This window comes from Arsenicicoccus piscis, from assembly GCF_022568835.1.
Classification (GTDB): Bacteria; Actinomycetota; Actinomycetes; order Actinomycetales; family Dermatophilaceae; genus Arsenicicoccus; species Arsenicicoccus piscis.
The window spans coordinates 162,868-183,079 of the sequence record NZ_JAKZHV010000006.1; the positions used below are offsets into that span (position 1 = coordinate 162,868).

At 71.4% G+C, this 20,212-nt stretch carries 22 protein-coding genes; 14 read left to right on the top strand and 8 right to left on the bottom strand.

Going from position 1 to position 20,212, the window contains the following annotated elements; translation table 11 throughout:
• The first annotated feature begins 25 nt into the window (after positions 1 to 25).
• The 4 genes from MM440_RS12455 to MM440_RS12470 all read left to right on the top strand — a co-directional run bounded on the left by MM440_RS12455 (position 26) and on the right by MM440_RS12470 (position 2,649).
• Complete coding sequence (locus tag MM440_RS12455) at positions 26 to 610, top strand: carboxymuconolactone decarboxylase family protein (protein WP_241444642.1); 585 nt, start codon at positions 26 to 28, stop codon at positions 608 to 610.
• The gene (locus MM440_RS12460) at positions 607 to 1,500 is read left to right on the top strand and encodes an RNA polymerase sigma-70 factor (protein ID WP_338155657.1); all 894 of its coding nucleotides are present in this window, start codon (positions 607 to 609) and stop codon (positions 1,498 to 1,500) included. Before MM440_RS12455 ends, MM440_RS12460 begins: the two co-directional genes overlap by 4 nt.
• Before the next feature lie 80 nt (positions 1,501 to 1,580).
• On the top strand, positions 1,581 to 2,003 hold the full coding sequence (locus MM440_RS12465) for a helix-turn-helix domain-containing protein (RefSeq protein ID WP_241444643.1): 423 nt from the start codon (positions 1,581 to 1,583) through the stop codon (positions 2,001 to 2,003).
• 46 nt (positions 2,004 to 2,049) lie between these two features.
• On the top strand, positions 2,050 to 2,649 hold the full coding sequence (locus tag MM440_RS12470) for a PIN domain-containing protein (RefSeq protein WP_241444644.1): 600 nt from the start codon (positions 2,050 to 2,052) through the stop codon (positions 2,647 to 2,649).
• 70 nt (positions 2,650 to 2,719) lie between these two features.
• On the opposite strand, the gene MM440_RS12475 is transcribed toward MM440_RS12470, so the two are convergent.
• Positions 2,720 to 3,055 (bottom strand): YnfA family protein, encoded by a 336-nt coding sequence (locus MM440_RS12475; RefSeq protein ID WP_241444645.1) that lies wholly within the window; start codon positions 3,053 to 3,055, stop codon positions 2,720 to 2,722.
• 56 nt (positions 3,056 to 3,111) lie between these two features.
• Between MM440_RS12475 and MM440_RS12480 the strand changes: the two genes are divergently transcribed.
• Positions 3,112 to 3,552 (top strand): glutaredoxin domain-containing protein, encoded by a 441-nt coding sequence (locus tag MM440_RS12480; protein WP_241444646.1) that lies wholly within the window; start codon positions 3,112 to 3,114, stop codon positions 3,550 to 3,552.
• Here the strand turns inward: MM440_RS12480 and MM440_RS12485 are convergent.
• Positions 3,536 to 3,901 (bottom strand): VOC family protein, encoded by a 366-nt coding sequence (locus MM440_RS12485; RefSeq protein WP_241444647.1) that lies wholly within the window; start codon positions 3,899 to 3,901, stop codon positions 3,536 to 3,538. The two genes, MM440_RS12480 and MM440_RS12485, sit on opposite strands and share 17 nt — an antisense overlap.
• Positions 3,902 to 4,174: 273 nt before the next feature.
• Entirely contained in the window at positions 4,175 to 5,503 is a 1,329-nt protein-coding gene (locus MM440_RS12490; RefSeq protein WP_241444648.1) for an O-acetylhomoserine aminocarboxypropyltransferase/cysteine synthase family protein, read from the bottom strand.
• Between the two features lie 172 nt (positions 5,504 to 5,675).
• Here MM440_RS12490 and MM440_RS12495 point away from each other — a divergent pair, with 172 nt between their 5' ends.
• Positions 5,676 to 6,164 (top strand): GNAT family N-acetyltransferase, encoded by a 489-nt coding sequence (locus tag MM440_RS12495; RefSeq protein WP_241444649.1) that lies wholly within the window; start codon positions 5,676 to 5,678, stop codon positions 6,162 to 6,164.
• A gap of 5 nt (positions 6,165 to 6,169) precedes the next feature.
• Here MM440_RS12495 and MM440_RS12500 read toward each other — a convergent pair whose 3' ends face one another.
• From MM440_RS12500 to MM440_RS12510, 3 genes are read right to left on the bottom strand one after another with little or no spacing between them, the layout of a single operon-like run.
• Positions 6,170 to 7,360, bottom strand: coding sequence for an acetate/propionate family kinase (locus MM440_RS12500; protein ID WP_241444650.1), 1,191 nt, complete (start codon positions 7,358 to 7,360; stop codon positions 6,170 to 6,172).
• A gap of 5 nt (positions 7,361 to 7,365) precedes the next feature.
• Positions 7,366 to 9,468, bottom strand: a complete 2,103-nt coding sequence (pta, locus tag MM440_RS12505; RefSeq protein ID WP_241444652.1) for a phosphate acetyltransferase — start codon at positions 9,466 to 9,468, stop codon at positions 7,366 to 7,368.
• A 30-nt stretch (positions 9,469 to 9,498) separates the two neighbouring features.
• On the bottom strand, positions 9,499 to 10,014 hold the full coding sequence (locus MM440_RS12510) for a nitroreductase family deazaflavin-dependent oxidoreductase (protein ID WP_338155658.1): 516 nt from the start codon (positions 10,012 to 10,014) through the stop codon (positions 9,499 to 9,501).
• A gap of 107 nt (positions 10,015 to 10,121) precedes the next feature.
• Between MM440_RS12510 and MM440_RS12515 the strand changes: the two genes are divergently transcribed.
• The 3 genes from MM440_RS12515 to MM440_RS12525 all read left to right on the top strand — a co-directional run bounded on the left by MM440_RS12515 (position 10,122) and on the right by MM440_RS12525 (position 12,689).
• Positions 10,122 to 10,670, top strand: a complete 549-nt coding sequence (locus MM440_RS12515) for an HIT family protein (RefSeq protein WP_241444654.1) — start codon at positions 10,122 to 10,124, stop codon at positions 10,668 to 10,670.
• A complete protein-coding gene (locus MM440_RS12520) occupies positions 10,667 to 11,278 on the top strand; it encodes a GNAT family N-acetyltransferase (RefSeq protein WP_241444655.1) in 612 nt (203 codons plus the stop codon). Before MM440_RS12515 ends, MM440_RS12520 begins: the two co-directional genes overlap by 4 nt.
• 67 nt (positions 11,279 to 11,345) lie before the next feature.
• Positions 11,346 to 12,689 carry a cytochrome P450 gene (locus MM440_RS12525; RefSeq protein ID WP_241444657.1) on the top strand — a complete coding sequence of 448 codons (1,344 nt, stop codon included), beginning with the start codon at positions 11,346 to 11,348 and terminating at the stop codon, positions 12,687 to 12,689.
• Here MM440_RS12525 and MM440_RS12530 read toward each other — a convergent pair.
• Both MM440_RS12530 and MM440_RS12535 read right to left on the bottom strand, forming a co-directional pair.
• On the bottom strand, positions 12,647 to 13,306 hold the full coding sequence (locus tag MM440_RS12530) for a histidine phosphatase family protein (protein WP_241444659.1): 660 nt from the start codon (positions 13,304 to 13,306) through the stop codon (positions 12,647 to 12,649). The two genes, MM440_RS12525 and MM440_RS12530, sit on opposite strands and share 43 nt — an antisense overlap.
• Before the next feature lie 73 nt (positions 13,307 to 13,379).
• Positions 13,380 to 15,494, bottom strand: a complete 2,115-nt coding sequence (locus MM440_RS12535) for an elongation factor G-like protein EF-G2 (RefSeq protein WP_241444661.1) — start codon at positions 15,492 to 15,494, stop codon at positions 13,380 to 13,382.
• Positions 15,495 to 15,652: 158 nt separating this feature from the next.
• On the opposite strand from MM440_RS12535, the gene pgsA reads away from it, so the two are divergent.
• From pgsA to pdxS, 5 genes are all read left to right on the top strand, one after another.
• Complete coding sequence (gene pgsA / locus MM440_RS12540; protein WP_241444662.1) at positions 15,653 to 16,261, top strand: phosphatidylinositol phosphate synthase; 609 nt, start codon at positions 15,653 to 15,655, stop codon at positions 16,259 to 16,261.
• Positions 16,258 to 17,154: a phosphatidylinositol mannoside acyltransferase gene (locus MM440_RS12545; protein ID WP_241444663.1), complete on the top strand. Its 897-nt coding sequence runs from the start codon at positions 16,258 to 16,260 to the stop codon at positions 17,152 to 17,154. Before pgsA ends, MM440_RS12545 begins: the two co-directional genes overlap by 4 nt.
• A gap of 13 nt (positions 17,155 to 17,167) precedes the next feature.
• A complete protein-coding gene (locus MM440_RS12550) occupies positions 17,168 to 18,379 on the top strand; it encodes a glycosyltransferase family 4 protein (protein ID WP_277626646.1) in 1,212 nt (403 codons plus the stop codon).
• Positions 18,380 to 18,387: 8 nt separating this feature from the next.
• Positions 18,388 to 18,993, top strand: coding sequence for a hypothetical protein (locus MM440_RS12555; RefSeq protein ID WP_241444664.1), 606 nt, complete (start codon positions 18,388 to 18,390; stop codon positions 18,991 to 18,993).
• 262 nt (positions 18,994 to 19,255) lie between these two features.
• Positions 19,256 to 20,200 (top strand): pyridoxal 5'-phosphate synthase lyase subunit PdxS, encoded by a 945-nt coding sequence (gene pdxS, locus MM440_RS12560; protein WP_277626647.1) that lies wholly within the window; start codon positions 19,256 to 19,258, stop codon positions 20,198 to 20,200.
• The last annotated feature ends 12 nt before the right edge of the window (positions 20,201 to 20,212 follow it).

The window sequence follows — 20,212 nt, forward strand, 5'->3', positions numbered from 1 at the left end:
AGACACCACGACGAGAGGCGGCACCATGCCCAGCACCAGCACCTTCCGGATCCCGAAGGCCGAGATCACCGGCCTCTACGGGATGGTTCTGCGACAGGTCTCCAAGCGGATGTTCGCGGGGGAGATCCCGGACAGCATGTATGTCTACTTCCACAACCGACCGGTGCTCCGCGCGGTCACGTCGTTCTCGATGAAGGCGCAGCGGTGGCACACCCTCGACCGGCAGCTCGCGTCCTACGCGCAGGTGCTGACGGCCGGCGTGGTCGGGTGCAGCTGGTGCGTCGACTACGGCTACTACCTCGCGCAGCACGACGGGCTCGATCTTGCGAAGCTGCGCGAGGTCGGTCGGTGGCGCGAGTCGGCGGTGTTCACGCCGGTCGAGCGGGCGGTGCTGGAGTACGCCGACGCCATGACCCAGACCCCGCTGACGGTGACCGACGAGATGGTCGCGGGGCTCGTGGAGTCCCTCGGTGCACCAGCCGTGGTGGAGCTGACCCAGGTGGTGGCGCTGGAGAACATGTATGCGCGCTTCAACCACGCCGCGGGCGTGAGCAGCCAGGGCTTCTCGGACACCTGCGAGATCCCGCAGCCCGTAGCCTCGTCCTCGTGAGCACCAGCGCCGAGCCGCGGGACCCGACCGACCCCTACCTGGCGCACCGGAGCCTGCTGTTCACCGTGGCCTACGAGATGCTGGGGTCCGCGGCGGACGCCGAGGACGTGCTGCAGGAGGTCTGGCTCCGCTGGAAGCCCGTAGACCTCACCACCATCCGTGATCCGCGCGCCTACCTGGTGCAGGTCACGACTCGCTTGGCGCTCAACCAGATTCGCACCCTGGCGCGGCGCCGCGAGACCTACGTCGGACCGTGGCTGCCCGAGCCGCTGCTGACCGCACCCGACGTGGCGGAGGACGTCGCGCTGGCCGACAGCGTCTCGACCGCGATGCTGCTCGTGCTCGAGACGCTCGGGCCGACCGAGCGCGCGGTGTTCGTGCTGCGGGAGGTCTTCGACCTGCCGTATGACGAGATCGCGACCGCCGTCGACAAGTCCCCGGCCGCCGTGCGCCAGATCGCCCACCGGGCGCGTGGCCACGTGCACGCCCGGCGGCCGCGCGGCGTTGTCGAGGGCGCGAGCCAGGAGCAGGTGATGGAGCGATTCGTCGCCGCCGTGGCCACCGGCGACCTCCAGGGGCTGATGGACGTCCTCGCCCCCGACGTCGTGCTGATCACCGACGGGGGAGGGGTCAAGAAGGCCGCCCTTCGGGCCATCCACGGCACCGAGAAGGTGCTGCGCTTCATCGCCGGCGTGGTGCCGCAGGACGCGACCGGTCGGGCCGCGGCCGTCGCCGTCAACGGCGGCCGGGGCCTGAGCTTCAGGTTCGCCGGCGAGCTGGACACGATCGTCACCGTGCGCCTGGACGAGGGGCGGGTCAGCGCTATCTACTGCGTCCGAAACCCGCACAAGCTGGGCCGCCTCACGACCGAGGTGCCGCTCGGCCGATGAGGTGAACCACATTCGTAAGGGCATTGCAGATATAAGTGCAACCCACGTAGGCTCGTGGGACCCGAACCGTTGGAGATGTCATGTCCACTCCCGTCACCAACCGTCTTCTCACGACCGAGGAGGATGCTCGCCAGGCTGAGGGCGTCCTGCAGCAGATCGTGGGCCCCCAGGGTGTCCTGTCGGCTGGACATCACAATCACGAGATGACACCCCTGCCGCGTGAGATCGGCGTGCTTCTTCAGCAGGTGCTGCAGGCGGTGGCCCGAGGATCGACCGTGACTGTGACGGCCATCCCGGCCGAGGTCACTACGGTGACGGCAGCGGCCATGGTGGGCGTCTCTCGACCCACGCTCATGCGCATGATCCGGGACGGTGAGCTGCCGGCCCACAAGGTGGGGACGCACACGCGACTCGCGTCCGCCGACGTCACGGCATTCATCGAAGCTCGCAGGGCGCGACAGCGGGCAGCGTTCGATGAGTTGCGCAGCATCCTCGACGACTAGTTGATTCATCCGACATGGCCTCGATCAACTGTCTAGTGTCGAGGTCATGTCGGGGTTCGGGGTGGTGCGCGTCTTCGTCGACGCCAACGTTCTCTACTCCCGCACGCTCCGGGACTGGCTCTTCTTGATGGCCTTGGAGACGTCCCCTCCGCCCTATGGTGTGTACTGGTCCGAAGATGTGCTCGCCGAGGTCGTGCACAACCTGCGGAAGAGCTATCCGGACTGGGATGCAGCGCAAACCGGACGCATACGCCAACTCTTGATGAGAAGCTTCGAAGGCGGTCTGGTGGACGACTTCGTCGTCGACGGTTCCTTCACCGGATCGGATGCTGCCGACGCACACGTCCACGCTGCAGCTACCCGATGTCACGCTTCTTTTCTCCTAACCAGCAATGTCCGGGATTTCGATCCGGACAGCGAGGGCTTGCCGTACGAGGTGATCACTCCGGACGACTTCTTCGTCCTGGTGGACGACACTGTCCCCACCCTCGTCCGGGCAGTCACGGTGAGCCAGATGGACTATTGGGCAAAGAGGCGTCCTGAGGCGCGCTTGCCCCACTACTTGCGAAAGGCTGGTTGTGAGAACTTTGCAGAACGGGTCAGGAGGCATCAGGCCCGGATCGGCGGTCTACCGCCTGGCTTGTGAGAGACCGGTGCCCTTCACGTGCTGGGTCCAAATGTTGGGGAGCGCGTTCAGGGTTCCCGGGTCGGCCCGCTCAGGCGGACCGGGGGGCGTACATGATCACGGCCACGCCGACAAGACAGATGAGGGCGCCCGCGACGTCGTAGCGGTCGGGCCGGAATCCGTCGACCACCATGCCCCACGCCAACGAGCCCGCCACGAAGACACCGCCGTAGGCCGCGAGGATGCGCCCGAAGTTCGCGTCGGGCTGCAGGGTCGCCACGAAGCCGTAGAGCCCGAGTGCGATGACCCCCGCGCCGGCCCAGAGCAGGCCGCGGTGCTCACGCACGCCCTGCCACACGAGCCACGCCCCGCCGATCTCGGCGAGGGCGGCCAGGACGAACAGCACGAGGGACTTGACGATCGGCATGCGGACCAGTGTCTCAGCGTTCGACCCACGGCCGGGGAGGTCCTAGGGTCGGTGTCGTGAAGGGGCAGGTGCAGGCGAGCCTGGTCGCCCTGGCGCTGGTGGCCGTGGCGGCCGGTGTCGCGGTGGGGCGTTCCAGCGGTGTGTCGGCGGGGCTGGGTGTGGGCGCGGTCGCGCTGGCGCTCACCGGGGTCTACGGCTGGTGGTCGTTGCGCACGGGGCCACACGTGTCGTGGACCCAGGCCACTGAGCAGCTCGCCCAGGGCCGGGCCGTGGTGCTGTGGAAGCCTGGTTGTGTCTACTGCGAGCGGCTGCTCCGGGCGCTGGGCAGGAACGAGCGGGTGACCTGGGTCAACGTGTGGCAGGACGAGGACGCCAACGCGCGGGTGCGTTCGCTGAACGACGGCAACGAGCTCACCCCGACCGTGCTGGTCGGGGACCAGGTCCTGCGCAACCCCTCGGCGGGCGAGGTCGAGGCGAGGCTCAGCCGGCGTCGGTGACGCACTCGTAGAGCCCCACCGTGTTGCCGTCGAGGTCGGTGAAGATCGCCCACCAGCTCGTCTCGCTGATCGGCGACTTGTCCATGACGACGGTGCCGCCCTGCTCGGTGACCTTGGCCAGTGTGTCCTCGATGGAGTCCACCTCGACGTAGGACCGCGGTTGGGTGAAGTCGTCGCTGCGCGGCGCGAGCCCGCCGCCGCTGATCTTGTTGGGGGCCTGCCACATCGGGTAGCCCTCGAAGCCGGGGATCTCGTTGATCTGCCAGCCGAACAGCGTGCTGTAGAACTGCTTGGCCCGGTCCGTGTCAGCGACCGGGATGTCGATGTGGGTGATGTCGCCGTGTGCCATGACTGCTCCTGCTCGCGTGTGCCGACGGTGCGCTCGGTCGAGCGGCACCCACCACGCTAGCGAAGGCTGGGGATGTGCGCATGAACGCGTGGGGTGCGCAGGGTCGGGAGGGCGGCGTCTCTCGGATTCGTGCGCGTCTCTCGCGAGGGTGCGCGGATTACCGGGTAGGGCGGGTGGCCCGGTGCGGGATGGGGGACTCGGGGAACGCCTCGAGGTAGATCTCGCGCGCCCGGGCCAGCTGACCGTCTTCGAGGGGTGCGACCTGCACCTCGCTCACGAGCCGGCCGCAGCAGCCGCGGCGAACCCCTTGTCCAGGTCGACGAGGATGTCGTCGATGTGCTCGATGCCGACGGCGAGGCGCACCAGGCCGGGGGTGACGCCGGCGCCGAGCCGGTCCTCGTCGGAGCCCTGCGAGTGGGTGGTCGTGGCGGGGTGGATGACCAGCGACCGCACGTCACCGATGTTGGCTACGTGGCTGTGCAGCTCGCAGCCGTCGACGAACGCGCGACCGGCGTCCAGGCCGCCGACGATCTCGAACCCGAGCACGGCGCCCGAACCCTTCGGGAGGTACTTGTCGGCGAGCGCCTTGCCCGGCGACCCCTCCAGCGAGGCGTAGAACACCTCGCTCACCTGCGGGTGCTGGGCGAGGTAGGCGGCGACCTTGGCGGCGTTCTCGACGTGCCGCTCCATCCGCAGGCTGAGGGTCTCGAGGCCGAGCGCGATCAGGAACGCGTTGAACGGCGAGACGGCGGACCCGAGGTCGCGCAGGAGCTCTACCCGGGCCTTGAGGATGAACGACAGGTTCGCCCCGAACGCGGACCCGACCCCGAGATCACGACCGAACACCAGCCCGTGATAGCTCTCCGACGGGGTGCTGAACTGGGGGAACTTCTCGGGGTCGGCGTAGAAGTCGAACGACCCGCCGTCGACCAGCGCACCCGCGATGGAGGTGCCGTGACCGCCGAGATACTTGGTCGCGGAGTAGATCACGACGTCGGCGCCGTGCTCGAGCGGACGCAGCAGGTAGGGCGTCGCCACCGTGTTGTCGACGAACAGCGGCACCCCGGCCTCGTGCGCGATCGCGGCCACCCCCTCGATGTCGAGGATCTGCTGGTCGGGGTTGGAGATCGTCTCGCCGAAGAGCAGCTTGGTGTTGGGCCGGATCGCGGCCTTCCACGCGTCGAGGTCGCCGGGCGCCACGAACGTCGTCTCGATCCCGAGCCGGGCCAGGGTCGAGGAGAGCAGGTTGAACGTCCCGCCGTAGAGCGCGGCGCTGGACACGACGTGGTCGCCGGCCTGGCAGACGTTGAGGATCGCGAAGGTCGTGGCCGCCTGCCCGCTCGCCAGCAGCAGCGCGCCGACGCCACCGTCGAGGGCGGCCAGGCGCTCCTCGACGGCCTGCTCGGTCGGGTTGCCGATGCGAGTGTAGATCGGCCCGAGGTCGCTCAGCGCGAAGCGATCCGCCGCGGTCTGGGCGTCCGCGAAGACGTAGGACGTCGTCTGGTAGATCGGGAGCGCTCGCGCCCCGGTCTGGGAGTCCGGTGCCTGCCCGGCGTGGATCTGCTTGGTCTCGAACGCCCAGGTGGACGAGTTGTCGCTCATGGCAACGCCTTTCGGGTCAGGAGGTTCTCCTCGTGCGCGACCCCGCGGTGCGTCGCACCTCGTCACCATGCCCGCGGGCGCGCAGCGTGACCAGGGCGCGTTCGTCATCTGAGACGTCTCAGTTGGGTCTCTTCGGGTGCCGAGGGGCGGCCCCTCTGGTTCACTGACAGCCATGAGCACCCCGGTCGATCTGCGACGGGCCAAGCCCCACGACGCCTTCGCCGTGGCTGCTCTGCACCTGCAGCTCGGCCGTGAGCTCGGCGAGGTCCCGGCCCCCGGGTTCCTCGATCGATGGGCCGACGCGTGGCTGCGCGACGTCGACCGACACCCCGCCTTCCTCGCCGAGATCGACAAGCGCCCGGTCGGTCTGGTCCAGCTGGTGGTGGTCGACGACCTGCCGACGCTCGCGGCACCCGCGGGAGGTCGGCACGGGACGGTCACCACGTTCTACGTGTCGCCGACCTTTCGCCGCCAGGGGATCGCGAGTCGACTGCTGCGCGAGGTGCTGCGCTGGGCCGGCTCCGAGGGGCTGGACCGGCTGACCGGTGACCTGGCCGGGCTCGGGTCGGCGGCGCCCGGCATCGCCCGCCGCGCCGGTGCCCACCCGGTGGGGTCCACCGTCGTGGAGGCAGCGCTGACGGTGCCCTCGACGTTGTTCTGACAGGCCTACTGCGAGACGAGCTCGTAGGTCTGGCGGGCGATCTCGGCCTCCTCGTTGGTGGGGATCACCAGGACGCGGATCTTCGAGGCGGGGGTGGCGATGTCGCGGATCTCCTTGGAGCGCACCAGGTTTGCGTCCTCGTCGAGCTCGACGCCGAGGATGCCGAGGCCCGAGACGACCGGGCCGCGGACCTCGCTGGAGTTCTCGCCGATGCCGCCGGTGAAGACGATCGCGTCGACCCGGCCGAGCGCGACGGCGTAGGCGCCGACGTACTTTCGCAGCCGGTACGTCACGACGTCGAGGGCGAGGCGGGCGTCGTCGTCACCGGCCGCGCGACGGCGGACGACCTCGCGGTTGTCGCTGGCGCCGGCGAGGCCGAGCAGGCCGCTGGCCTTGTTGAGCGCCTTGTCGATGTCGGCGAGCGAGAGCCCGGCGACGCGGTTGACGTGCATGGGGACGGCCGGGTCGAGGTCGCCGGAGCGGGTGCCCATCACCAGGCCCTCGAGCGGGGTCAGCCCCATCGACGTGTCGATGCTGCGCCCGCCCTGGACCGCCGACGCGCTGGCGCCGTTGCCGAGGTGCAGGACGATGACGTTGGTGTCGGCCGGGTCGGTGCCGAGGAACTCGGCGGCCTTGCGCGAGACGTAGGCGTGCGAGGTGCCGTGGAAGCCGTAGCGCCGCACCCGCAGCTCGGTGCGCCACTGCTTGGGCACGGCGTAGGTGTAGGCGTAGTCGGGCATGGTCTGGTGGAACGCGGTGTCGAAGACCGCCACCTGCGGCAGCGACGGGAACATCTCGCGGGCGACGGTGAGCCCCTCGATGTTGGCCGGGTTGTGCAGCGGGGCGAGCGGGGTCAGCTGCTCGAGGGTGGTCATCAGCGCGTCGTCGACCAGGGCGGGCGCCTGGAACTCCGCGCCGCCGTGCACCACCCGGTGGCCGACCCCGACCACGTCGGCGGTCGCGAGGCGGGGCCCGGTGCGGTCGAACATGGTCATCGCCTTGGCGAGCGCAGCCCGGTGGTCCGGGCAGTCGAAGCTCTCCTCGACCTCGCCGCTCGAGCCGCGGTGATGGATCTTGGCGGTGCGTAGACCGATCGCCTCGACGAGTCCGCCGGCGAGGCTCTCGTGGGTGTCGGTGTCGATGAGCTGGTACTTCAGCGACGACGAGCCGGTGTTGAGCACGAGGATGGCGGGCATGGTGTCTACTCCTGCGAGCTGGAGGGGCTGGTCTCGGTCGGCGTGCCGGCCTGCAGCGCCGTGATGGCTACCGTGTTGACGATGTCGCGCAACGTGGCGCCGCGGGACAGGTCGTTGACGGGCTTGCGCAGCCCCTGCAGCACCGGGCCGATGGCCACGGCCCCCGCGGTGCGCTGGACGGCCTTGTAGGTGTTGTTGCCGGTGTTGAGGTCGGGGAAGATCAGCACGCTCGCCCGGCCGGCCACGGCGCTGTCGGGCATCTTGGAGCGGGCGACGCTCGGGTCGACCGCGGCGTCGAACTGGATCGGCCCCTCGACGAGCAGGTCGGGACGACGCTCGCGCACCAGGGCGGTGGCCTCGCGCACCTTGTCGACGTCGGCGCCGGTGCCGGAGCCGCCGGTCGAGTAGGACAGCATCGCGATGCGCGGCTCGATGTCGAACGCCTCGGCCGTCGCTGCGGAGGAGATGGCGATGTCGGCGAGCTGGGTCGCGTTGGGGTCGGGGTTGACCGCGCAGTCGCCGTAGACCGCGACGTGGTCCTTGAGGCACATGAGGAACGAGCTCGACACGACGCTCACGCCCGGCACGGTCTTGACGAACTCCAGCGCCGGGCGGATGGTGTGCGCCGTCGTGTTGACGGCCCCCGACACCATGCCGTCGGCGAGACCGAGCTGCACCATCATGGTGCCGAAGTATGACGGGTCGGTGACCCGGTCGCGGGCCTGCTCCAGGGTGACGCCCTTGTGGGCGCGGGCCGTGGCGTACTCCGCCGCGAACCGCTCGACGTAGCTCTCGTCGGTCGGGTCGATGATCTGCGCGTCGCCGAGGTCGACACCGATGACCTTCGCGCGGGCGCGCAGGTCGGCCTCCTTGCCGAGCAGGGTGATCCGGCAGACGCCGCGGCGCAGCAGGATCTCGGTCGCCCGCAGGATCCGGTCGTCCTCGCCCTCGGGCAGGACGATGTGCTTGCCGAGGGCGCGGGCGCGCGCGAGCAGCTGGTGCTCGAACATCAGCGGGGTGACGACCGAGTCGTGCGGGCCGGCGATCTCGGACAGCAGCGCGTCGACGTCGACGTGGTCGTTGAACAGCCGCACGGCGGTCGCGATCTTGCGGTGCGCGCTCGGGGTCATCCGACCCCGGACACCCGCGACGGCGACGGCGGTGTCGTGAGTCCCGCTGTGCGTCACCATGATCGGCACCTGCGTGGAGAGACCCTCGATGAGTCGCATCACCTGGGGCGGCAGCTCGAAGCCGCCGTTGAGCATGATGCCCGCGATGGCGGGGAAGGCGGTGGAGCGGTGCGCCAGGAGCACCCCGAGCACGACGTCGGCGCGGTCGCCGGGCGTGATGACGAGCGACTGCTCGATCAGCCGGTCCAGGACGTTGGGCATGGTCATGGCGGCGGTGACGATGCCGAGGGCCTCGCGGTCGAGCAGGTCGGCGTCACCCGCGACCAGCCGGCCCTGGCAGGCTGCCATCAGGTCGGCGACGGTGGGGGAGGAGAGCGAGCGGTCGGCGGGGATGACGTAGGTCGGCAGGTCGGACGTGATCTCGTTGTCGGCCAGGGCGGCCCGGATGGCGTCGAGCTGGTCGGCGGGCGCCCGGTTGATCACCACCGCGAGGGGCGTCGCCACGTTGCTGCGCAGCTCCCACAGGGCCAGCTCGGTCATCGTGACGACGTCCTCGGTCGAGGGGCCGTCGGCGCCGACCACCAGCAGCACGGGGGAGCCGAGGTTGGCGGCGATGTGGGCATTGAACGCGAACTCGGTCGGGGACGCCACGTCGGTGAAGTCCGACCCGACGACCACCACCACGTCGCACCGCCGCTCGAGCTCGTGGAAGCGCTCGACGATGCGCGACAGGGCCGCGTCGGGGTCGTTGTGGACGTCGTCGTAGGTCACCCCCACGGCCTCCGCGGGCGTCAGGTCGGCCGAGGCCGACGCGAGCGCGGTGAGCAGCACGGTGTCCTGCTCGGGCGTGCTCGCGGTCACCGGCCGGTAGACCCCGACCTTGGCGTGGGAGCGGTTGAGGGCGTCCAGCAGGCCGAGTACCACGGCGGACTTGCCGGAGTGTCCTACGGGCGAGGCGACGTAGACCGAGGCATTCACGAGAGGCAGCCTAGGGGGTCGACGCCGTCCCTACGCCGGCGGCTCCAGCAGGAAGACCGGGATGAGGCGATCGGTGTTCTTCTGGTAGTCGGCGTAGTCGGGGAACGCCGCCACGCAGCGCGGCCACCACTCGTCGCGCTCGGCCCCGTGGATCTCGCGGGCGATCACCTTGCTGGTCGTGGTGCCGTCCTGCAGCAGCAGGTGGGGGTCGGCGACGACGTTGTGGTACCACTGCGGGTTGTCCGGGGCGCCACCCTTGGACGCCACGGCCGCGTAGACCCCGTCGTGCTCCACGCGCATCAGCGGCACCCGCAGCACGCGACCCGAGCGCGCACCGCGCATGGTCAGCACCTCGACCGGACGACCCTTGATCTCGGCGGCGTCCGTGGTGCCCGCCCGGTCGATGGCCTCCAGCTGCTGGGCCACCCAGCTGCTCGCGTTGGGGGCGGCGGGGGAGTCCAGCCCGGCCCAGGGGTCGGTGCCCTGGGTGTCGCTCTGCTGATCGCTGTGCTGGTTGCTCTGCTGATCGCTGTGCTGGTTGCTCACGATGCCTCCTTGGACGACGACCTCGGGTGGTCAACCTATCTCGCGGATCGGCGTCTGGTGAAGGGCCGCCGGATGCCCGGGCGAGGTGGGGGTTCTACGATCAACCCATGGCTGACGACGTGGCGACCGAGCTGCCCGGCGACTTCGCGGGGGTGCCCGACGCGTTCGAGCGGCTCTGGACCCCGCACCGCGCGGTCTACATCGAGGGGGCGCGGCCGAGCGAGGACGCGGGGGAGGACTGCCCGTTCTGCGCCGCGCCGGGCAAGTCGGACGCCGACGGGCTGATCGTGCACCGCGGCGAGCTGTGCTTCGTGGTGCTGAACCTGTTTCCCTACAACCCCGGTCACCTGCTGGTCTGCCCCTACCGGCACGTGCCGCTCTACGTCGACCTCACCGACGAGGAGACGGCGGAGTTCACGGCGCTGACCAAGCAGGCGATCCGCGCGCTGGAGGCGGCGAGCGCGCCGATGGGCTTCAACCTCGGGATGAACCAGGGCGCGGTGGCCGGTGCCGGCGTGGCCGCGCACCTGCACCAGCACGTGGTGCCGCGCTGGGGTGGCGACATGAACTTCCTGCCGATCGTGGCGCAGACCAAGGCGTTGCCCTTCCTGCTCGAGGACACGCGTCGTCGGGTGGTCGAGAGCTGGCCGACATGACCGGGCGGGCGGACTTCCGGGTGCATGACACCGAGCGGCTGCACCTGGTCGCCGTCGACCGCAGCCAGCTCGAGGCGGTCTACGCGATCCAGTCCGACCCGCACTCGTGGGACCACGACCCGGCCGCCCGGCACCGGGACCTCGCGCAGACCGGGGCCTGGGTGGACCGGGCCGCGCTGCGCTGGCTGCAGGGCGGGCTGTCCTACTGGGTGATCCAGGCGCGCCCGCTCCCGACGACCCAGGCCGCGACGACCGATCCGCTGCGCCCCGACCAGGGTGCGCTGCTCGGGCTCGGTGGCTGCCAGCGCCAGGTGACCGGCGCGTGGAACGTCTTCTACCGGCTGGCGCCGCACGCCCGCGGCCAGGGCTTCGCCGTGGAGATGGCCCGCGCCGCCATCGAGGCCGCGCGCACCCTCGACGACGACGCACCGGTCGTCGCCTGGGTGCACCAGCACAACGCCGCCTCCCGGCGGGCGGCCACCCGGCTCGGGCTGGTCGACCGGGGTCTGCACGTCGACCCCTCCGACGGCCAGGAGAAGATCGTGTTCAGCGACCATCCGTGGCCCTTCGGGCGCGCCGCGCGCGACCCGGACGTGGCCAGGATGTGACGCTGTCCTGGGGGTGCGAGCGGATGGGAGCGCCGGCAGCCGGATCGGAGCGGCAAGGGGGAGAAGGATGCGCAACAGCGAGCTGGCCCAGGGCGTGATGCTCGCCCGGGTGCTCTACGGGGAGCGGGCGAGCACCTGGTGGGACGGGCGGGTGCGGGGCGACCTGCGGGCCCGGCTGCGGCTGGGCGAGGGACGCGCGGACCCCTACCCGCTCTACGAGCAGCTGCGGGCGAGGGGTCCGATGGTGGCGACCCGACAGGGGAGCTGGCAGACCGTCGACCACCACGTGTGCCGCGAGGTGCTGCGCAGCCGGACGTTCGGGGTCGTCGGGGTCGAGGGCACGCCGCACCCGGACGACCTGCCCGACGTGGACCTGTCGTTCCTGGGCAAGAACCCGCCCGACCACACCCGGCTGCGCCGGCTGGCCGCACCGGCGTTCAGCCCGCGGATGATGGGGCGCTACACCGGCCTCGTCGACCGCACGCTCGACCGGCTCGTCGAGAACGTCTGCGCCAGAGGCACTTTCGACCTGGTGGACGACCTGGCCGCGCCGCTGCCCATCATCGTGATCACCGAGATGCTCGGGGTGCCGCTGGAGGACCAGCGCACCTTCCAGCAGCACGGCGTCGCCCTCGGCAGCGCCCTCGACGGGCTGCACTCGCTGCGGCACGCCCGCGAAGTGATGGCGGCGGTGGCCATGCTGGAGACGATGTTCGAGGGGCTGTTCGCGCTGCGCGAGCGCGAGCCCGCCGACGACCTGGTCTCCACCCTCGTCGCCGCGCGCGGTGACCGGATCCGGCCCGAGGAGCTTGCGCCGCTGTGCTCGCTGCTGCTGGTCGCAGGCTTCGAGACGACGGTCAACCTGATCGGGAATGCCGCACTCGCCCTGCTCGCCCACCCCGACCAGTGGGACCTGCTGCGCGCCGACCCCGACCTCGCGGGGGCGTGCGTCGAGGAGACGCTGCGCTGGGACCCGCCGGTGCACGAGACCGGGCGAATTGCGTTCCAGGACCAGCAGATCGGCGGCGTGACGGTCCGCAAGGACCAGTGGGTGTTCACGCTCATCGGGGGTGCCAACCGCGACCCGGACGTGTTCCCCGACCCGGCGCGCTACGACATCACCCGCTACGCCGAGGGGGCGCAGTCAGGAGTCCGCTCGGCGGGAACCCCCGCGGGGAGCACCTGGCGTTCTCCGGAGGCATCCACTACTGCATCGGCGCGCCGCTGGCGCGGATGGAGGCCACCCGTGCCCTGCGGACCATCGCCGAGCGGCTGCCGACGCTGCACCGGGTCGGCCCGGTCACCCGGCGCCGGTCGGTCACCATCCGCGGGCCCCGGCACGTGCCCGTCGCCGTGTGAGGGCGGCTGTCAGAGACCGGGCTGGTGGTCGCTGAACACGCGGTTGACGTAGAGCGCCACCGGCTTGTCGCCGAGCTGGACGGCGGTCGCGCTGGCCGTGTCGAGCACGAACGCACGGGCGTCACCGCGGAAGCCGACGCCCGTCTGCAGCAGCAGCTGACCGAAGTGCGGGTGGGTGACGACCGCCACGACGTCGTCCTGGTCGTGGGTGTCCTGCAGCTCGCCGATCAGCGCGCCCGCGCGGGCCGGTGCGTCGCTCTCGCGCTCGAACGAGCCGTCCCACGGCTCGCCGTCGGTGAGCGTGTCGGGCAGCTGGACACCCGGGCAGGCCTCGCGCATCTCCTCGGGCGTCAGGCCGGGGAAGGCCTGCCGCGTCGAGGTCGACCCGTGGATCTGGTAGAGCCCGCCCACACCGCCGAGGTCGGCGCGCCCCACGACGGGCACCCCGAGGGTCTCGGCGAGCGCCGACGCGGTCTGCAGCGACTTGCGGGTCAGGGCGGAGTACAGGTGCGTGATGCCCGCGTCGGCGAGCCCTGCGGCGAGCGCCGCCACCTCGAGCTCGCCCTCCTCGCTGAGCGCCGGGTCGGGGGTGCGGCCCACCCGGGACCCGGTCTCGGCGAAGAGCCGGTTGTTCTCGGACTGGCCGTGGCGGATGACGATGAGCTCCATGGGTCAACCTTCCCAGGTGCGTCGGACGCCCGCGCGGCGGGGTCGGTCTACGGAACAAGGCCTGGTGCGAGGTCTACGAGGAGGAGAGGTGGGCCTTCGCGAGGTGGGCCGGGAGCGGCTCGTAGCGGAGCAGCTCGCGGGTGAACGATCCGGTGCCGTGCGACACCGAGCGCAGGTCGATGGCGTAGCGGGTGAGCTCCTGCGCCGGCACCTCGGCGTGGACGACGGTGCGGCCGGCGCCGGCGGGCTCGGTGCCGATGACCCGGCCCCGGCGCGTGCTGAGGTCACCCATGACCGCGCCCACGTAGTCGTCGGCCACCGCGATGTCCACGGCCTCGACCGGCTCGAGCAAGGTGACGGTCGACTCGGACGTGGCCTCCTTGAGCGCGAGCGCGCCCGCGGTCTGGAAGGCCATGTCGGAGGAGTCCACCGAGTGCGCCTTGCCGTCGACGAGGGTCACCCGGATGTCGACCATCGGGTAGCCCGCGAGGGTGCCCTTCTCCATCTGGGCCCGCACGCCCTTCTCGACCGAGGGGATGAACTGGCGCGGCACCGAGCCACCGACGACCTTGTCGACGAACTCGAAGCCGGCACCGCGCTCGAGCGGCTCGATCTCGACATGGCAGACGGCGAACTGGCCGTGGCCGCCGGACTGCTTGACGTGCCGGCCCTGCACCCTGACCGGGGCGACGAACGTCTCGCGCATCGCGACCCGCAGCGGCTCGGCCTCGACCGAGACGCCGTAGCGGTCCTTCAGCCGGGCCAGCAGCACGTCGACATGTGCCTGGCCCATCGTCCAGAGCACGACCTGGTGGGTCTCGGCGTTGTGCTCCATCCGCATGGTGACGTCCTCGGCGACCACGCGCTGCAGCGCCGCGGCGAGCTTGTCCTCGTCGGCCTTGGCGACCGGGTGGATGGCGACCGGCAGGAGCGGGTCGGGCAGCAGCCACGGCTCCACCACGACGGGAGTCTCCTTGCTGGACAAGGTGTCTCCGGTCTCGGCGTGCGCCAGCTTGGCCACGGTGACGATGTCTCCGGCCACCGCGACCTTCTTGGGGCGGTTGTCGTCGCCGAGGGGCGCGGACAGCGATCCCACGCGCTCGTCGGAGTCGTGGTCGGGGTGGCCCTCGACGTCCTTGCCGGCGAACGTCGAGGGGTGGCCCGAGACGTGCACGACGTCGTCGGGACGCAGCGTGCCGTTGAAGACCCGGACGACGGAGACACGTCCGACGTAGGGGTCGGTCGCGGTCTTGACGACCTCGGCCACGAGTGGGCCGGACGGGTCGCCGTTGAGCGCCTCGGTCGGCTCGCCGTCGAGCGTCGTGACCGCCCGCAGCTCGTGCCGGTCGGGCGTCGGGAAGCACTCGGTGAACAGCTCGAACAGCTCGGTCAGGCCCGCACCGGTGTGCGCCGAGATCGGGATCACCGGGAAGAAGGTGCCGGCGGCGACGGCCTTCTTGAGGTCCCCGATGACGACGTCGAGCTCGACCTGCTCGCCCTCGAGGTAGCGGTCCAGCAGAGTGTCGTCCTCGGACTCGGTGATGATCGCCTCCATCAGGGCCCCGCGAGCGTCCTCGATCGTCCCGCGCTGCTCCGGGGTCGCCTCGACGACGGCGAGCTCGTCGCCGCTGGAGTCGTAGACGTTCTGGCTGAGCAGCGCGAGCGTCGCGACGATCGTGGACCCGTCCTCGCCCGCCACCGGCAGGTAGAGCGGCTGGCAGTCCCCGAACGCCTCGCGGCAGCGCTCGAGCGTGTCCTCGAACGCGGTCCGACCGTTCTCGAGCTTGGTGACCACGATGCCGCGGGGCATCCCCACGACCTCGCACTCCTGCCACAGCTGGGCGGTCGCTGCGTCGATGCCGTCGGCCGAGGACACCACGAACAGGGCGGCGTCGGCGGCGCGCAGGCCCGCCCGCAGCTCGCCGAGGAAGTCCGCGTAGCCCGGGGTGTCGATCAGGTTGACCGTCGTGTCGCCGACCTGGAGGGCGGCGACCTGCAACCCGATCGAGCGCTCGTCGCCGTCGTCCTTGGGGCGGTAGCCGGGCACGGCCGCGGCCACGAGGTGCTCGAACAGGGTGGTCTTGCCGGCTCCGGAGTGGCCCACGAGCACGACGTTGCGGATCTGCGCGGGCGAGGTCGGGGCCGGTGCGGCAGTGGACGCGGCCCCCTTGCGGTCGTTGGCACTCATAGGGTCAGCCAACACCCACCCCTTGCGGCTCACAACCGCGGCCCCCTGGTTGGCGCTGCTTGCCGGTGCCGACCTGGGGCTGCCTGCCCGTGCCGGCCTGGGGCTGCGCGGAGCGCCGTTCCGCGATCGGTGCTGGGTATGGGTACCGTTGAGCCACCATGCTGGACCGCTTCCGTGCCCTCGCCACCCGCGTCTTCACCCCCCTCGCCAAGCTGCTGCTGTCGTGGGGGGTCTCGCCGGACACCGTCACCGTGCTCGGCACCCTCGGCGTGTGCGTGGGTGCCCTCGGGTTCTACCCCAACCACCACTTCCTCGCCGGCACCCTGATCATCGCCGTGTTCGTCTTCTCGGACACGCTCGACGGGATCATGGCGCGCGCCGCGGGCAAGAGCTCGTCGTGGGGCGCCTTCCTGGACTCCACGCTCGACCGCATCGGCGACGCCGCGATCTTCGGTGGTCTGCTCCTCTACTACGCCAAGGTCCAGAACCACCTGATGGTCAACCTCACCCTCGCCTGCCTCGTGCTCGGGATGCTCGTGTCCTACGCGCGGGCGCGCGCCGAGGGGCTCGGCATGACGGCCAACGTCGGCATCGCCGAGCGGGCGGACCGGTTGGTCGCTGTGCTCGTCGCCACCGGGCTCGTCGGCATGGGCGTCCCCGAGGTGCTGCTCACGGTCGTGCTCGCGGTGCTGGCCGTGGCGTCCCTTGTCACCGTCGTGCAGCGCATCGTCTTTGTGCGGCGACAGGCGCTCAGGCCCGCGGCGTGAAGGACGCGCTGACCACCGCCGGCTTCCGCGCCGCCTGGCGGCTGGTGCGCCTGCTGCCGCCGCGCCTCGCCTACGGCCTGTTCGACCTGGTCGCCGACCGGACCGTCGCTGCCGGCAGCAAGGACTCGCGCCAGCTGCGTGCGAACTACGCCCGGCTGCACCCGCAGCTCCCCGAGGCCGAGCTCGACGCCCTCGTGCGCGCCGGTTTGCGTTCCTACCTGCGCTACTGGTGCGACGCGTTCCGGCTGCCCGACCTGCGCCCCGAGCAGATCCGCGACAGCGTGCTGCCGCTCGGCGACGCCGGACCGCGCGCCGCCCTGGCGCAGGGGCGAGGCGTCGTCATGTTCCTCGGGCACCTGGGCAGCTGGGATCTTGCGGGCGCCTGGTCCACCCTCGAGCTGGCCCCGGTCACGACGGTCGCCGAGCGCCTGCGGCCGGAGGAGCTCTACGACGCGTTCGTGGGGTTCCGCGAGGCCCTCGGGATGCGGATCCTGCCGCTCACCGGTGGCGAGCCGCCCTTCGCCGAGCTGGTGCGGGTGCTGTCCGACGGCGGGTTCGTGCCGCTGCTCGCCGACCGCGACCTCACCAGCAGCGGCGTCACCGTCACGCTCGCCGGGCAGCAGGCGCAGGTCGCCGCCGGCCCGGCCGCGCTGGCCCTCGCGAGCGGCGCCGCGCTCTACCCGGTGTCCATCACGTACCGACCGCGGCTGGCGCCGGGAGGCACCGGCAGCGGCTACGACCTGGTCGTGGAGTGGCACGACGAGGTGGTGCCGGCCGACGGTGACGGGGTCGCCGACCTGACCCAGCGCTGCGTGGACGCCCTCGCGCCGACCCTGCTCGGGCGCACCGAGGAGTGGCACATGATGCAGCGCGTCTTCGTCGACCCGTCGTGAGCGGGAGGGCCCGATGAGCCTGCGGGCGCTGCGGATCGGGATCGTGTGCCCCTACTCGTTCGACGTGCCGGGGGGAGTGCAGCTGCACGTGCGCGACCTGGCCGAGTGGCTGATCGACCAGGGGCACGACGTGAGCGTGCTGGCCCCCGCGTCGCCGGACACTCCGGTGCCGGACTACGTCGTGAGCACGGGGTCGGCGGTGCCGGTGCGCTACAACGGCTCGGTGGCTCGGCTCAGCTTCGGCGCCGTCGTCAATGCGCGCGTGATCCGTTGGCTGGAGAGCGATTTCGACGTCGTGCACCTGCACGAGCCGCTCACGCCCAGCATCTCGCTGCTGGCGCTGCGGGCCGCCACGTGCCCCGTCGTCGCGACCTTCCACAGCGCGATGCAGCGCTCGCGGCCGCTGGAGGCGCTGAGCCCCGTCTTCCGCCCCTCGCTCGAGCGGGTGTCCGGTCGGATCGCGGTGTCGCCCGCCGCGCACGAGACGGCTCGGTGGAACTCCGGCACCGACCCTGTGGTCATCCCGAACGGCGTGTTCGTCGACCGGATCGCCGCCGTCGGGCCCGACCCGCGCTGGGCCGGGACACCGTCGCGGCCGACGATCTCCTTCCTCGGGCGCATGCAGGAGCCGCGCAAGGGGCTGCCCGTGCTGCTGGACGCGCTCCCCGCCATCCTCGAGGCCTGCCCGCGGGCCCGCCTGCTGCTGGCCGGGCCCGGTGACGGCGCCGAGGTGCTCTCGGCGGTGGCTCCCGAGCACCGGCACGCGGTAGAGATCCTCGGGACCGTCTCGGACGAGGAGAAGGCCGGGCTGCTCGCCGGCTCCGACGTCTACGTCGCGCCGAACACCGGTGGAGAGAGCTTCGGGATCATCCTGGTCGAGGGGATGGCGGCCGGGGCGCCGGTCGTGGCGAGCGACCTCGAGGCCTTCGCCAGGGTGCTGGACGACGGCCGCGCGGGTCGGCTCTTCGCCTGCGGGGACGCCGACGACCTGGCCCGGGTCGTGATCGGGCTGGTCGGTGACGCGTCGGCGCGCGAGGCGCTGCGGGCTGCGGGGCGGCGCCGTGCCCGCGAGTACGACTGGTCGGTCGTGGGGGAGCAGGTGCTGGCGGTCTATGAGACCGCGGTGCTCGCCGCCGCCCCGGTCGAGAGCGGGCCGCTGACGCTGCGGTTCGAGGCCTGGCGTGATCGGGTGCGTCGTCGGGTCCGGAGGGGGGCGGGTCGGTGATGGGTGGCGTGGTTCTGGCTGACGTGGTGGGTGGCGCCTCCGCCGGCTCGCTGGTGCTGGCCGGTGACCTGGGCCTCCCGGACGTGCCGCTGCGCTACGTCGTGCTGGTCGTGGCGCTGGTGCTGCTGGCGTGGCGCCTGACCTACACCGCGGCCCGGCTGGACCGGCTGCACGCCCGCATCGAGGGGGCGCTCACCGCGCTGGACGCACAGCTGGTGCGCCGCGCCGAGTGCGCCCTGGAGCTGGCGGCCGCTGCGGTCGTCGACCCCGCGTCGTCGCTCATCCTCGCGTCGGCGGCCACCGACGCGCTCGCCGCCGAGGACGAGCACTCCGCCGGGCGGCTGGAGATCGAGAACGTCCTCACCGAGACCATCGACGTCGCCCTGACGCCGGAGGTCGTGGCGGCCGTCCGCGCCGAGGGCGGGGCACCCGCCGAGCTGGTCGAGCGGTTGGCCGCGGCCGGTCTACGGGTGCAGCTGGCGTTGCGGATGCACGACGACGCCATCGCCGACTGCCTGCGGGTGCGACGCAAGCCGCTGGTGCGGCTGTTTCACCTCGCCGGGCACACCGACCTGCCCCAGCCCGTCCCGCTCGACGCTCCGCAGCGGCTCTGACGCGGGTGCTGGTGCAGCCCTGACGGCCCCGTCGGGTGGTGGACGGGTGACCGTTCGGACGGATTCACGCCTCGAAACCGGCGATTGGACCGTTCCAACCGCGATGAATCAGTCCGAAGCGCACGCCTGGCGGCAGCGCGGGGCCCCTGAGCGAGGGCCGAACGTGCGTGCTGAGGTGGTCTCGCGGAGCCGTAGCATGGGCAGGCACCGGGCCGCCCCAGCCGGCCAGCCCACCGATCGCCACAGAAGGTAGCCCCAGCGCATGACCAGCGACACCAGCCAGCCCCGCGAGACCCCCGCGACGACGTCCCAGCAGCCCGCCGAGCGCGCCGTCGGCGGGGCGCGGGTCAAGCGCGGCATGGCCGAGATGCTCAAGGGCGGCGTCATCATGGACGTCGTCACGCCCGAGCAGGCCAAGATCGCCGAGGACGCCGGAGCGGTGGCCGTGATGGCGCTCGAGCGGGTGCCCGCCGACATCCGCGCGCAGGGCGGGGTGTCGCGGATGAGCGACCCCGACATGATCGACGGCATCATCGAGGCCGTCTCGATCCCGGTGATGGCCAAGGCCCGGATCGGCCACTTCGTCGAGGCCCAGGTGCTGCAGTCGCTCGGGGTGGACTACATCGACGAGTCCGAGGTGCTGACGCCGGCGGACTACGAGAACCACATCGACAAGTTCGCGTTCACCGTGCCGTTCGTGTGTGGCGCCACCAACCTCGGCGAGGCGCTGCGCCGGATCACCGAGGGCGCCGCCATGATCCGGTCCAAGGGCGAGGCCGGCACCGGTGACGTCTCCAACGCGACCACGCACATGCGCCAGATCCGCCAGCAGATCCGCCGGCTCACCTCGCTCCCCGAGGACGAGCTCTACGTCGCGGCGAAGGAGCTGCAGGCTCCCTACGACCTGGTCTGCGAGGTCGCGCGCACCGGCAAGCTGCCGGTCGTGCTGTTCACCGCGGGTGGCATCGCGACCCCGGCGGACGCGGCGATGATGATGCAGCTCGGCGCCGAGGGCGTCTTCGTGGGTTCCGGGATCTTCAAGTCCGGCAACCCGGCCCAGCGGGCCGAGGCGATCGTCAAGGCCACCACGTTCTACGACGACCCGTCGGTGATCGCCGAGGTCTCCCGCGGCCTCGGTGAGGCGATGGTCGGCATCAACGTCGCCGACATCCCCGTCCCGCACCGGCTCGCCGAGCGCGGCTGGTAGACCCGGCCCACT